14 protein-coding genes are annotated in these 14,085 nt (G+C 44.0%); 7 read left to right on the top strand and 7 right to left on the bottom strand.

Annotated features, from left to right (window positions below):
* Window positions 1–94 precede the first annotated feature (94 nt).
* Window positions 95–634, bottom strand: a complete 540-nt coding sequence (locus tag DXN04_RS04825; RefSeq protein WP_116852147.1) for a hypothetical protein — start codon at window positions 632–634, stop codon at window positions 95–97.
* Between the two features lie 441 nt (window positions 635–1,075).
* On the opposite strand from DXN04_RS04825, the gene DXN04_RS04820 reads away from it, so the two are divergent.
* The 5 genes from DXN04_RS04820 (at window position 1,076) to DXN04_RS04800 (ending at window position 6,030) form a co-directional block, all read left to right on the top strand.
* Complete coding sequence (locus DXN04_RS04820; protein ID WP_116852146.1) at window positions 1,076–1,543, top strand: hypothetical protein; 468 nt, start codon at window positions 1,076–1,078, stop codon at window positions 1,541–1,543.
* A gap of 130 nt (window positions 1,544–1,673) precedes the next feature.
* Window positions 1,674–2,321, top strand: coding sequence for an NAD(P)-dependent oxidoreductase (locus DXN04_RS04815; protein WP_116852145.1), 648 nt, complete (start codon window positions 1,674–1,676; stop codon window positions 2,319–2,321).
* Between the two features lie 304 nt (window positions 2,322–2,625).
* Window positions 2,626–4,242, top strand: a complete 1,617-nt coding sequence (locus DXN04_RS04810; protein ID WP_116852144.1) for a toxin-antitoxin system YwqK family antitoxin — start codon at window positions 2,626–2,628, stop codon at window positions 4,240–4,242.
* 161 nt (window positions 4,243–4,403) lie between these two features.
* Window positions 4,404–5,618, top strand: a complete 1,215-nt coding sequence (locus DXN04_RS04805; RefSeq protein WP_116852143.1) for an AAA family ATPase — start codon at window positions 4,404–4,406, stop codon at window positions 5,616–5,618.
* A complete protein-coding gene (locus DXN04_RS04800; protein ID WP_116852142.1) occupies window positions 5,599–6,030 on the top strand; it encodes a hypothetical protein in 432 nt (143 codons plus the stop codon). The genes DXN04_RS04805 and DXN04_RS04800 overlap by 20 nt, the downstream gene beginning before the upstream one ends.
* Window positions 6,031–6,050: 20 nt before the next feature.
* Here DXN04_RS04800 and DXN04_RS04795 read toward each other — a convergent pair whose 3' ends face one another.
* The 5 genes from DXN04_RS04795 to DXN04_RS04775 all read right to left on the bottom strand — a co-directional run bounded on the left by DXN04_RS04795 (window position 6,051) and on the right by DXN04_RS04775 (window position 10,879).
* Window positions 6,051–6,293 carry a DUF6755 family protein gene (locus DXN04_RS04795; protein WP_116852141.1) on the bottom strand — a complete coding sequence of 81 codons (243 nt, stop codon included), beginning with the start codon at window positions 6,291–6,293 and terminating at the stop codon, window positions 6,051–6,053.
* 12 nt (window positions 6,294–6,305) lie between these two features.
* Window positions 6,306–6,791, bottom strand: coding sequence for a Rieske (2Fe-2S) protein (locus tag DXN04_RS04790; protein WP_116852140.1), 486 nt, complete (start codon window positions 6,789–6,791; stop codon window positions 6,306–6,308).
* A gap of 61 nt (window positions 6,792–6,852) precedes the next feature.
* Window positions 6,853–7,419 (bottom strand): 4Fe-4S dicluster domain-containing protein, encoded by a 567-nt coding sequence (locus DXN04_RS04785; protein ID WP_116852436.1) that lies wholly within the window; start codon window positions 7,417–7,419, stop codon window positions 6,853–6,855.
* A 16-nt stretch (window positions 7,420–7,435) separates the two neighbouring features.
* On the bottom strand, window positions 7,436–9,652 hold the full coding sequence (locus DXN04_RS04780; RefSeq protein ID WP_116852139.1) for a molybdopterin oxidoreductase family protein: 2,217 nt from the start codon (window positions 9,650–9,652) through the stop codon (window positions 7,436–7,438).
* A gap of 180 nt (window positions 9,653–9,832) precedes the next feature.
* Entirely contained in the window at window positions 9,833–10,879 is a 1,047-nt protein-coding gene (locus DXN04_RS04775) for an MFS transporter (protein WP_116852138.1), read from the bottom strand.
* Between the two features lie 161 nt (window positions 10,880–11,040).
* Between DXN04_RS04775 and DXN04_RS04770 the strand changes: the two genes are divergently transcribed.
* Both DXN04_RS04770 and DXN04_RS04765 read left to right on the top strand, forming a co-directional pair.
* Window positions 11,041–12,537 carry an MFS transporter gene (locus DXN04_RS04770; RefSeq protein WP_116852137.1) on the top strand — a complete coding sequence of 499 codons (1,497 nt, stop codon included), beginning with the start codon at window positions 11,041–11,043 and terminating at the stop codon, window positions 12,535–12,537.
* Between the two features lie 213 nt (window positions 12,538–12,750).
* Window positions 12,751–13,434 (top strand): hypothetical protein, encoded by a 684-nt coding sequence (locus DXN04_RS04765; RefSeq protein ID WP_116852136.1) that lies wholly within the window; start codon window positions 12,751–12,753, stop codon window positions 13,432–13,434.
* 35 nt (window positions 13,435–13,469) lie between these two features.
* On the opposite strand, the gene DXN04_RS04760 is transcribed toward DXN04_RS04765, so the two are convergent.
* Window positions 13,470–13,823 (bottom strand): hypothetical protein, encoded by a 354-nt coding sequence (locus DXN04_RS04760; RefSeq protein ID WP_116852135.1) that lies wholly within the window; start codon window positions 13,821–13,823, stop codon window positions 13,470–13,472.
* Window positions 13,824–14,085 lie beyond the last annotated feature (262 nt).

Below are 14,085 nucleotides of genomic sequence, written 5' to 3'. Positions count from 1 at the left end.
ACCTGCAGCAGTTTTTTACCTGAAAGAAACGATTCTTTCAAAAATAACCTTCTGCCAGCTCCTGCCAGCTAACGCGTGGTTAATAAGAGAAATTTCACTCCACCCTCAGCTCCCTCAGCGTCCCATTCCCCGGCAAATCCACCACTTCTATGATCACCTTCCCCCCTGCCGGCCAATGCGCCGCCTTGTAATACCAATCCACCCCATTTCTGCCCAGTACTGCCTTTCCTCTCTCCACCTGGATTTCTGCCGCATCATACAGCCTTACCTCTACCTCCGCTACCCTGAACTCATTTTTCGCCGTCACCACCACCGTTGTCTCCTCAAACCGGATCCCCTGCACCTCGGGAGAATGATATGCATCCTTCACAGCCATGTTATAAGCATTCTGCCCCGGCCCCGCTTTCGACTTATAATACGCCTCCAGCTCCGGATCCTTCAGGATCTCAATGGCATAGGCTGCCGCCACCTTCATCTTATACCTTGCCTCCAGCTGCTTCTCCGTAGGCTTCTTATTAGACGGTCCGCGCTTTTTGGCTATTATTATCCGCCCATTGCGTTCGTAAATTGTGATTTCATCGCCCAGCGAACCGCGGACATGTTCAAGTAGGATATTACCTTTTACTAAAGCCATAACAAAACAATTTTGGGGTTATACCAGCAATTTAATCATTCCATCCAAAACATAGTGCTTCTTTAACACTAAATCATCACTAATTCGACACTATAAGGGCACTTCAATATCGATTGGATATTAAGGTGCCCTTATAGTGACCTTATAATGCCCTTATAGTATCGAAGAAGCATAGAGAAAAGAGCCTCTCTGATCCTTCTCCTCCCGCATCAAAAAAAATAACTTTTTGAATTTCACTGAATTAGGCTTGTATCAAGTGCGGTAACAAATTCTTATAAAAAGCAACATATTCCTGATTTACAATCAGGTATGCGGATGACCCTGGTCCCATGGTGGATTTCTTTTTAAAGCAGTTTAAAAAAACCGGATTATCTTTCGCACTCCTAACCGGTGAACCGTGAATGCATCGGAACCTTTGAAAAACAATCTAAATAATAGTTAATGTCATTTAATTACGATTCAGAAGCACAGAAAATAGCACCCATTTTTGACCTGATCATAGCTGCTATCGAAAAATTCCCACCTGACGGCTGGACCCCTCAAAACATCAGCCATACCATCAAATTTAACAAGGAGATGAAAGAAGATATCCTGAATCCGCCAGCCCAGTTCAGGACCGCAGCGAGCCTAAAAATCACCAAAAACAACATTCTTAACATGTTCCAGGAAAGCACAGGGAAACATGTTGACTATTTCTGGGAACAGGTGGAGCAAAACGGCCTTTCTGCCGAAGTAGTCCGCATCAACCCTATTGAGAAAATCCTTAAAAAAGGAAAAATCGCAAATGCTGCTGAACATGAACTCGCTACCACTGTTCGCAAAGAAGGGAAGTTGGACGACAAGCAACTCTCCCTGCTGAACGAATACATTGAAAAGTTTGAACAGAAAAAGAAGGGGCGAAAAGAATAATGCCCCGGTTTTCCCCTATCTTTAGCCTATTAAACGCACTTGTTGATAATATGCCATGGGGCTACTCCGCCCATTTTTGCTTACCATCCCGGTAGGCCGGTCATCTTTTATCAATATATCAACAAGTTTCATGAAACCATACACTACGATCGCCCTTCTCGGCGGCACCGGTAAATCCGGCCAATACCTCGTTCAACAACTCCTGCAACAACACTTTGCCATCCGGATGCTGATCCGCCAGGAATATCCCCCTGCCCCCACCATCACGGTTGTGCAGGGAGATGCCAGGGATCTCAATGCTGTCCGCCAGCTGGTAAAAGGAGCTGATGCCGTCATCAGTACTATTGGACAGCGGGGAAATGACCTGCCCATATTCAGCACAGCCACTGCCAATGTCATCCAGGCCATGCAGGAGGAAGGCATTCGTCGCTATATCCTCACTACCGGGCTAAGTGTGAATACTATGACAGATCAGAAAAGCCCCTGGGTCGCACAGGCCACGGATTGGATGTATACCCATTACCCGCAAACTACCAGCGATAAACAACATGAATATGAATTGCTGCGAAATTCTTCGTTGGACTGGACGCTGATCCGCCTGCCGCTTATTGAACTGACGCATGAAGCACCAGCAGTGATCAGCAGTCTTACAGATTGCCCTGGCAATAAAATCAGTGCGACCAGTCTGGGGAAATTCCTGACTATGCAATTGAATGATCAGCAATTCTACCACTCAGCGCCATTCATCGCCAATGCGGAATCTTTATCTACGCCCTGAAAATAGTACTGGCAAACAGGTTAACGCCAAGGTGCATACGCCAGTATCACTGCATCCAATGATCGATTAAATGCACCACAAAGGAACCGTACATGTAGAAAGTGAGATTGACCAGGGTATTGTGTTTACTGTTGTTTTGCCCGCTAACCAATCAGATAAAAAGGCCGGAGACTTTAAAGTTATCCGGCCTTATTTTTCCCTTTAAAAAAAACAGGCCGGAGATCGTCATTCTCCGGTTTGTTTTTCACTGGCTATAATATATCAAATACTTACTATATCTTTATCGCGACCCTAAACTAATAAAATGACAAAACCCGACACAGTACCTGCCGCTGCGCAGTGGAATACAGAAGACAATCAATGGGACCTTGGACAATATAATGCAACAGGTGTAAAAACCGGCATCTGGCAATCATGGCATTTAGACGGACACCTTTGCGGCACCGTCGATTATAAGGAAGGTAATCCCCCTTTTATCTTTAAACGTTTCCATCCGGATGGTACAATTGCACAGGAAGGCAACTGGTATGGCAATGATACCTGGCTGGGTACATATCGCTGGATCAGGAGTGAACAGGCAACAACAGAGCCATTTCCGGCAGGAGCCCCCAATGTATGGATCGTGGAATTTGATTATGAGAAAGAAAGAATCTATCATGCACAGCGTTTTTTTGACAAAGAACATCAGCCTGTAACCGCTACTGGTAAACCAATGCCGGAGCGACCTGCAGGTGTACCCGGGCGTGCGCATTATAGCGACAACTCAGGACGTTGGATCATGGGACAGGTAGATACCCGCATACGCAGGTATGTAGGGCAATATGATGAGTGGAATCCGAAAGGACTGCAGGCATCCCGCCTGGTATATGATCCTGCTACAGGTGAACAGGTGGAAGAATATAAATTCAGTAACGGAAAACTCTGGTTATCGAATAAAAAAGGACCGGATGGTCAGTTGCTGAAAAGCTTCTACTATAATGACCTGGAGCCTGCGGCTGTACAGGAAAACGTGCTGTATACGAATGGGCACCGTGATGAGACACATACCTTCTTTGACAAGGCAGGGAAACTACTGTATACGGTGCGTAATGAAGATATGGGAACGGGACTGCATAAAAAGAGATTCTATAACGATACCCTTGTTTTTGAAAGTATCCAGACAGCAGATCATTCCAAAGCGCCCCTGAGTGTACATTATTATTATCCTGATGGTACAGTGCTCATCGATTACCAGTCCAATGGAGATGGTACGGGTAACTGGCATTTGTATGAGCAGGATGGACAGCTTGCCCTGACATTTCCCGTGCCTGAAGAAGCGGATTATAATGAATTTATCGGCTGGCAGATCTTCCTGACTTTTGACCTGAATACAGAGACGACAGCACATGAATGGGAGCTGATAAAGGAGAAGTTCATCATCAGGTATACCGGTGAGGTGATTGATCAAAAGGTTGCCAACTTACCTGTACCTGACTATTTACAGCATGAGCTGGATAAAACTGACTGGACTGAAATTGATGCAGCAATGGGTGGTAGTAAACATCTGCCTAAATATATAAATGGCCTGCTGTCAGACGATAAGGAAATAGCGGATGCCTGCCTGGGAGATATCTGGATGCAGATTGAGCATCAGGATAGCGTGTATGCGTCTACTTATAAGGTTGGGGAGATTGTGGCAACAGTGCTGCCTCATTATGCAGGATCACCACTGATCCAAACCCGTTTGCTGCAGTTCCTGTATGAAGTGGTGTCTCTGCCCAGGATCCATGATTACGCGGACCTGTACACCCAACTTGCTAAAGCGCTTGCAGTGCATAAACAGTTATTGACTGACAGGGCAAACAATGATAATGATGATACAATAGCTACACAGTCATTGAACCTGCTGTTGCAAATAAGCACAGAGCAGACATCGAATTGAGGATGCCGGCGGGAGCCTAGAGATTGAGAAGCCGGGGATAAATGTTTCCGGCTTTTGGTTTTTAGGAGCTAAGAGCAAAGGGTCATTATTTTATATTTTTACCAATAATTGGTAAATTATAAAAATAACAAGTACCTTAGGGTGTAATAAGTGATGGTAATATGCTAATAGAATTCAAGTTCAAAAATGTCTTTTCATTTAAAGAAGAAGCCAGAATTTTAATGACTGCCGTAAAGTCATTTAAAGAACTTACTGATACAAATATAATCGCTACCGATCGTGGATTTGATCTGCTCAAAACTGCTGCAATATATGGTGCAAATGGTAGTGGCAAGAGTAATTTTATCGCTGCTTTTGGTTTGTTTCATCACATTATTTTCAACTCATTCAGGGATTCCTTAGCAAAGGAGAATGAGAGAAGACGACAATTTAATCAGTTCCGGCTGAACACTGCTTCAATGAAAGAAAATTCAATGTTTGAAATTTCTTTCATACATGATCAGTTTATTTATAGGTATGGATTTGAAATTTTCGGTTATATTATAAAAAAAGAATGGCTTTACCGGAAACAAGAGCGGGAGATACTTTTATTTAACAGGGACCTCCAGGAATTTGAGGTTAATAAAGAGTCATTTGCAGAGGCACAGAAGTATAAAGAGGAAGTTAATGAGAATGTGCTCCTTTTGTCGCATTTAGCACAATACAATCAACCCGTATCCAAACATGTCCTGGGTTGGCTTCAAAATGCAATCGGGATAAATGGTTTAAATGATCGTGTTGAACATACTGCCACACTTCTCAGCCGCGATCAGAATTTCAAATTATTGGCTGCTGCCATTCTTAGGTACCTGGAAATTTCGAATATCGAAGCCGGTGAAAAGGATGGGGAGGTGGTTACTTACCATAAAAGATATGATGAGAATAATCTCTTAGTGGATGCAATACCATTTGAAGCGGATATTGAATCGGTAGGTACAAGGAAGTTAATAGGATTACTCGGCCCTATATATTTCACTTTACACAATGGAGGGGTTTTATTTGTAGACGAGTTTGATTCAAAATTACATCCTAATCTTACCCGTAAATTGTTAACCTTATTTCAGGAAGTTAATTTAAAAAATGCTCAGATTATTTTCACAGCACAGGATGTGACACTATTAGACAAAAAACTTTTACGCAGGGATCAGATCTGGTTTGTTGAGAAAAACCAGTTTGGCGCTTCTGAATTGTACTCCATGTCAGAATTCAGTTCCGATGTTGTGCGTAATACTTCTGATTTTGCCGCCAAATATCTCAATAATGTTTTTGGAGGGGCGGATACGGTAGAACTCACAAAGAAGATAAAAGATCTTTTATATGGGAGCAAAGGGGAGTAAAAAAATACCTGCATATCAAAGAGAACAAGGTACCAGGTCAGCAAAAGAGAAAAAAGGACGTACTATAACTTTTAGTCTGAAAGAAGTACTTCCTCATGTTGAGCCAGGTCAAACTTCTAAAGAATGGGAAGAGGAAGGATTGCTTTCTCTGTTGTATGAGCGCATGAGATTTGTATCTCAATTCAGCTGCCAGGAAGCATTGCAAAATGGTTGTATCAAGAGGTATACTAAAGTTGGTTATCCCCCAAATTCTGAATTTAAACAGCCCAAACATATTAATGCTGATATATGGGCAGTCATGCACATCACCCAGAATAGCAAAGAAGTGGTAGCCGGATATATTGAAGACGATGTGTTTTTCATCATCTTCCTGGATAAGGAGCACAGGTTCTGGCCAATGTCTGCAAGGTAGCCTGGCTGACCAGTAATAATTTATTGTTTCCTACCCTTGGGCAAATAATACAACAACCCACAATTAATCAAAAAGATAAAAAACGACCCGACAAACGCCGGTATAGCAATCCCCGGGTTATGATCCAACGCATTATTCAACCCATTATACAACAACCAGATCTGAATCGTCACATTCAAAATCAGCAACATAATAATCGCCAGCATAAGGGTACTGGTCTTATTTGGATGGGCCTGACTTTGCGCCCTTCGAAATGTACTCATAGCATATTATTTTTAAGCCCCCGTTACAAAAATATCCTCTCCTTTCACCTCTACTTCCAGTTTAGGCAGTGGCCTTGGCGGAGGGCCCTGCACCACTTCTCCCGTCATCGCATCGAACCATCCATTGTGACAAGGGCATTCCAATTTTCCTGTACCAGGCTTATAAAATACCGCACAGGATAAATGTGTGCATTTCTGCTCATAAGCTTTGAACTCCCCATTCTCCAAATGAATCAGGATATAAGGTGTTGTACTGCCTTCCAGTACAAATGGCCGTGTGCCACCCACCGGCACATCATTTTTATTACATACCCGGTGTGAACCGCTTACTTTTTTCTCCGGGAATAAAGCTGATTTTGCGGCAACAAATGCGCTACCTGTTGCCAGGCCACCAGATACCAGGCAAAGGAATTTTGCAAACTGCCGGCGGGTCACGTCTGTTGTTTCTGCCTGACTGATTGGGAAGTCGTTTTTCCAATCCGGGATTTTCTCGTTCATAGTTTTTTAATTATAGATTGTTTGCCTTTAGCATGCAGGCAGCCTGGAATATTCACTCCGGCTAATCCACCTTTAGCATCGTAGCGCCCTTAGGCATCATAATATTCACCTTCGTCTTCACCTCCAGCTTACCAAACTGAAATGTATTTACCGGCACACTATTCGGCCGCATCCTCCGCATCTCCTCCCTCGTTCCATAATACAAAGCCTGACTTGGACACACTGTCGCACACATCGGCTTTTTACCCGCACTGGTCCGGTCATAACACATGTTGCATTTCATCATCATATCATAACTCTCCTCCTTAAACGGCACCCCAAACGGACAAGCCATCACACAATTCGAACACCCAATACACCTTGCCGTATTCGCTGTATGTACCACGCCAAATTCATCCTTACTGATAGCATCTGCCGGACACACATTGGCACATACGGGATCATCACAATGCATACATACCTGCACCGTGGTTTGTATCGTCACTGCCCGCTCCACATAATTCACATGGATCATAGACTGCTGTCCATTGGTCTCACATTCTGCACATGCCGCTTCACAAGCCTTGCATCCTATACACCGCTGCATATCCACAAAAAATTCCATTTCGGTTTTGTAATACGATGTCATGCGATCTTTTTTACGATTAAATACTATCATAAGCATGCGCGTCCTGTGGCAACGGGGCTTCCTTTCTCAGGGGCACCAGTTTGCACGCACACACTTTAAATTCAGGGATCTTAGAAATAGGATCCAGTGTTCCCGTGGTCAGTTGGTTAGCTGATTTACGACCCGGCCAGTGATAGGGCACAAAGACCGTATCCTTACGGATAGTTTCCACGATATTTGCAGGAAACTCTGCCTCCCCTCTCCTTGTGACCACACGTACCAGTTCACGCTGTGTAATGCCGTACCTGGCAGCTAACTCCGGATGTATTTCCAGCAGCGGTTCAGGGTACTGATTCACCAGTTTTCCAATTCGCCGTGTCTGGGTACCACTCAGGTATTGAGATACTACCCTGCCTGTTGTAAGCACAACCGGGTATTCTTCATCTACCACTTCACCCGGGTCTTTATACACCACCGGGTTGAAATGCGCCTTGCCGTCCGCTGTTGCAAACTTCCGATCTTCCCATAACCTGGGTGTACCGGGATGATCCAGCGAAGGACATGGCCAGAACACGCCCATATTTGCTTCTATCTTTTCGTAAGTGATACCATAGTAATCCGCTGTTCCTCCTTTGGAAGCCACTCTCAGTTCATTGAAGATATCTTCACTGCTGCTATAACTGAATTTATCACCTGCCCCCAACCGCGCAGCCAGTTCAAGGATGATAGAAGTATCTGTACGGGCTTGCCCCGGGGGGGTAACGGCCTGGCGTATACGCGTTACTCTGCCTTCGGCAGTAGTCACGGTTCCCTCCTCTTCTTCCTGTAGTGAACCGGGGAAGATAATGTCTGCATGGCGGGCTGTTTCATTCAGGAAAAAGTCTATGGTAGCATAGAATTCCAGTTTCTCCAATGCCTCGCGTACATAGTTATTATTAGGTAATGATACCAGTGGATTGAAGCAGAGTGAGATCAGTCCCTTTACCTCTCCCCTGTGAATAGCTTCTACGAGTTCGTAAGCAGTATAACCGGCTCCCGGCATGTCTTTCTCGTCAATGCCCCATACTTCCGAAATGTATTTACGATGTGCGGGGTTATTGATATCACGGTTGCCCGGCAACTGATCACATTTGTGGCCATGCTCCCTGCCCCCCTGTCCATTTCCCTGTCCTGTGATGGTGGCGTACCCACAATAAGGTTTACCTATTCTGCCTGTGGCCAGTACGAGGTTGATGCAGCCCAGTACGTTATCGACTCCTTTGGAGTGATGTTCAATCCCCCTGGCATGCAGGAGGAAACTGGTCGCTGCCTTGCCCCACCATTCGGCGGCTAATGCAATCTTTTCTTTGGCAATACCCGTTACCTGTTCCGCCCATTCCAGTGAATAGTCTTTTACAGCATCGATGGTTTGCTGGAAACCAGTAGTATGTTCATTGATGAAATCATGATCGAGCAGGTCTTTTTCAACCATATAATTCAGCATGGCACCATAGAGGGCAGAGTCCGTACCCGGCCGGATATCTAAATGCAGATCTGCAGTACGGGCCAGTGGTATCACTCTTGGATCTACTACGATCAGTTTGGCACCATTGTCTCTCGCCTGCCAGATCCAATAAGTGAGTGTAGGAAAGGTTTCGCTCACATTTGCGCCCGCCACTAAGATCACTTCTGCGTTGGCGAGGTCAGAATAATTATTGGAACCACGATCCAACCCGAACGCCTTTTTATTGCCGGCACCGGCGCTGACCATACAAAGGCGGCCATTGTAATCGAGGTTACGGGTTTTGAGTGCCACGCGGGCGAACTTGCCTACGAGATAACTCTTTTCGTTGGTAATAGATACGCCCGAAAGCATGGCAAATGCATCGTTGCCATATGTCTGCTGAATACGTTGGATCTCAGCAACGGTTTTATCCATTGAATCTTCCCAGCTGACAGGTTTAAAGCCCTCGCCTTCTACCCTTTGCAAGGGCTCCAGCAGGCGGTCAGGATGGTTGTTTTGCAGATATCGCTGTACTCCTTTAGGACATAGTCTTCCTTCGTTGAAAGGGAACTCCATCCAGGGATCAAAGCCTACTACCTTATTGTTTTTGACCAATAACTTAATGCCACATTGCATACCACAGAAGCAGCAATGTGTTTCTACTACTTTGTCGGGTTCATCTCTGCCAATGTAACCTTCCTGCGGAGCGAAGTTCAGGTGAGGGCCGAATTGCGCTATGATCTTTTCCGCATCGACTGGTAATTTCGCCATGGTATCTGTTTAATAGGTTTGTTTAAAAGAAATAGGTATATACCGGGAATTGCGCTCATTCATTGAATTCATCCAGTTGGAGGAATGGGTTCATTCAGGAAATTCATTCATCTAAAAATCAGATGCTTTTCGGGACTTCATTCACTTAAATAGCCTACTAAGTAACCAGTCTCCAAAAGTCTACCCAAAGAACTTTCCCGTAGCTTCCCTTGCTTTCAGGTGTGCCTTTGCAAGGGCGGCCCTTTTGCCTTCAGGACTCAGATCCAGGTGAGAAGTCCCGTCTTCCAGCGTGAAGTCAAAACCCAGTTCTTTTGTGACTATTTTAAGGTCATCCACATGCATTTGAGTAGCAAAGGCTTTATGGGTATGCGGGCATATAGCCATGCCCCTCTTTTCTCCTTCTTTCCTGTATAAATGAGCGCCGATCTGTGCAGGTCGTTGAATGATATGAAAGAACTTCCCAAATGGAATCCATATTAAAAAGAGGATTACTGTTACAGCATGCGTGACCGCCATAAACTCATACGTCTTTCCTTTCAGAAATTCATAATCGTAGGTCAGTCCCAAACCTGTCACTGAAATCGCCATTAGCAGGACTAAAGGGAGCCAGTCGCCCTCAAAGGTCTGGGAGGCAATGAGCCCCGCATGAGTCAGGCGGCGGCGCATAAACAACAGGCAACCGGCTATTACAAGCCAGGAGCACCAGTTCAGGATATGGAAGATGAAAAACGCCATCCAGGAACCCAGCTTAAACTCCATTACCTTAAAGCCAAACAGATGAGCTTCATATAAGCTTGTATCGGTAGGGTTCATTGTAAAATGGATCCAGCCAAGCGTTAAAGGAATGGTGACACAGAAAGCAAGCATACAGCCGGTAGCAAGCATAAAATGTCCCCACCAGCGGGTCTTGCCACGGGGATAGATAAATCGCTGGAAGGCAATATTGCGTACCAGTTTTTGCACCGATAAGCCTGCATATTCAACAAAGCTTTTTGAAAAGAGAAGTTGCCAGCCCCTTCTAAAGTACATCCAGGTAGGGGGTCGCTGTAGCCAGATACAGTAACGGTAGATGATGCCGAAGAGGGCAAAGACGGTACCGAACAGGTAGGCTATTAAAGCAGCATCAAAATTTTGCAGTTTCCTCGAACCATAAAATACTAACATCACAGTGACGATACAACAACATAATGCAATGAAAAATGCTTTCTTATTGAGTTGAAATCTCATGGTAATAAAGTTGGGTAAAAATCTCTACTTAAAAACATGATACAAATCATACGTTCTGTGCTATTTTATAGTAATTTAATGAATAATTTTATATTCCACATCACAAAACCTATCCCTCAATTTCAATGCTGGAAAAACTATTTGTTGTTAAACTTTAATTTATGAATAACACATCTTTATCCACTGCACATCGTATGTTATTCTTCAATACCCTGGGCTTCCTGGTTTCCTTTGCAGGCTGGATGCTGAATGGTGTCCTGGTGACCTATCTTGTCGATAACGGCATCTTTAACTGGAACCTTGTGGATGTTGGCTGGCTCTTAGGTATACCGGTGCTGACAGGTTCCGTGATGCGCTTGCCGGTTGGTATGCTTACCGATGTAGTTGGGGGCAAGTGGATGTTCACTATTTTATTGATCGGCTGTTCGATACCGATGTTTCTCTTATCCCAGGCCAATAGTTACAGTACTTTTCTGGTCCTGAGCTTTTTCTTTGGCCTGTTGGGAACCAGTTTTTCAATAGGCGTTGGGTTTACATCAGTCTGGTATCCGAAAAACTGGCAGGGAAGGGCATTGGGTTTATTTGGATTTGGGTTGACTGGATCTGCGCTCACCACCCTCTTAGCACCTTCATTATTGAAGAAACTGACCAGCAATGGGGCTAACCCGGAGGGCTGGCGGCACCTGCCTATTATTTATGCAGTAGTCCTGGCCGTAGTGGGTATCCTCTTTTTCTTATTCACTATTAATAAGAAGCCGGAGGCATCAGACAAGACCCTGCTTAAGTTATTGCAGCCTTTAAAAAATATCCGGGTGTGGCGCTTTGGCTTATATTACTTTTTGGTGTTTGGCTGTTTTGTGACTTTCTCACAGTGGTTGCTACCTTATTTTGTTAATGCATACAATGTTAACCTGATCACCGCTGGTTTCCTGGCATCCTGCTTTAGTCTACCCGTTGGCGTATTCAGGGCCGTAGGTGGATGGCTGTCTGATTTATATGGCGCACGCCGCATTATGTACTGGGTTTTATGCAGTTCTGTTGTGTTAAGTTTTTTGCTGATCATACCAAGAATGCAGATCTACTCCCCGGGTACAGGCATTATGGCTATACAGGCAGGTACGGTGACACAGGTGTCAGATTCCCTGATCCAGGTAGACAGTAAAGTCTATCCCATCGTAACGAAGAGTCATAAATTTGATCATGTAGACAGGAGGGTGATGATCCTGCCAGCTAAAGATGTGTGGCAGGAACCAATGGTGAAGGTGGGTGATAAGGTGACGAAAAAACAACTCCTGGCGCAAGGAACGACGATGATCTTTTTCAAGGCAAATATGTGGGTATTTGTAGTGATCATTATCTTAATAGGTGCCTGCTGGGGTATTGGTACTGCGGCGGTCTTTAAACATATACCGGAATATTTCCCTAAAGAGATTGGTGCTGTAGGGGGTATGGTTGGCATGATTGGTGGACTGGGAGGTTTCGTAGGGCCAATACTGTTTGGATACTTGCTGAACCTGACAGGATTGTGGACGAGTTCATGGATGTTTGTGTGCTTGCTGTCATGTGGATGCCTGATGTGGATGCACCAGGTAATTACAGTCATGATGAAGAAAGGAGCGCCGCAGCTGGCGGATAAGTTTGAGAAGATACCGGGATGATGATATCATATTTTGAAAAGAGGTTTTATCAAAAGTAATGTTCCGGTATTTTACCCGGGTACATGAAGGAGAGAATTTTTGTTGATGTAATTCTCAATGCCTTCCAATTACTTTTTGATACTACCTCTTTTTTTATGCGTATATTTATGCCCGTAAACGACGATGCCTATACTATATGCAGCTTGTTTTAACCTTGATTTATACCTTTTAAGCATGAAAACAAACCTAACCCTGTTTACAAAAATTGCCACACGTTCTGCTTTAGCATGGCTGAGTATCGTTATCCCCGGTATTATCATTTCCATTATCGGGTTGATTATTTCCATTTATCTTATCGGCCACCAGCCGGGACCTGGTTATGCCGGTGCCAGGGCTGGCGGTATCGGTGCCCTGCTGGCTATATTAGTATTGTTTACCGTTGCCTTCTGGTCAATGTGCCTGCTTGTACTTTCAATTGCGGGCTTTGCATTGTTTCCTGCTTTAGCTTCAGGCTATACATTGAAGAAATCAATCTTCCTTGTTTGGGACAATAAACTGGGGGATTTTTTTATTGAAAAGATCAGTGTATATGTGGATAAGGTAATCCAGCGGATAGCTGAGCGGAAAGGATCTTCAGCTGCAACACTCAGGAAGGAGTCGGTAAAGGAGTTGAAACTGGAAGTAAAGAAAGACGGTAGTACGACTAAGTTGCAAAAGCGTTTATTGAATTATTTACTGAAGCAGGTGAACCTGGATGATATTGACTGGAAAGCGGAGCCTGCGAAGATTAAAAGCCAGGTGCTGGCCAAGGTAAAAGATTATATCGGGGAGAAGTTGATGCCATCGAAATTGTGGGTAAGACTGGCAATGATATTGCCTGTTGTGCTGATGGTATTAGCCTTGATTTATGACAGGTAAAATTAGTAGTATAAAAATAAAAGCGCTCATATTCCTCAGTGGAGTGTGAGCGCTTTTATTTTGTGGAAAGTCATCCTGTTGGAATCAATCCTCAGGTAATTTCTTTCGTCGGTATCCACCACATAAAATAAATCACATTTTGCGGGAAGGGCTGAACTGAGAATAAATTGCGGTTTGGCAACATACTTCTTCTTACCCAATATAAGCAAAATGACAGGGTTCCCACTGTCAATCAGCATTTGCAATTTTTCCGTGTTGGTGATGGCTATTTCAATTGCGAATTTATCCTCTGATACTAAATGCAGGTCCTTGTCTCCAAGGATAATAGTAGCAGAAGACTTATGCTGATCCTGGGCAGGAGGAGTATGAGCAGTTAAGATAAGGGCCATTAACATTTTTAGCACTAACATAATCCGGGGTCTTTAATTGGCATATCATTTACCCTTTAAAAATAAAAAGAAGCCATCATAATTATTTACGAGACAGCTTCTTTTTACTTTTCATTTATTTATGTTTCGCTTACTTCACAGCCAATAGTTATTGTATACCCTGGTCCTCAACTCATTATAAATCTTTTCTATAAATCAATAAAATTTCTAAAAAAACCCACTTTCCTAGTATATTTACATAAAATCTCTCTACTTTCCAGAA

The sequence above is a fragment of the Chitinophaga silvisoli genome, from assembly GCF_003412465.1.
Lineage (GTDB): Bacteria > Bacteroidota > Bacteroidia > Chitinophagales > Chitinophagaceae > Chitinophaga > Chitinophaga silvisoli.
The sequence above is the reverse complement of the archived record's forward strand: the minus strand, read 5'-3'. Positions and strand labels throughout refer to the sequence as shown.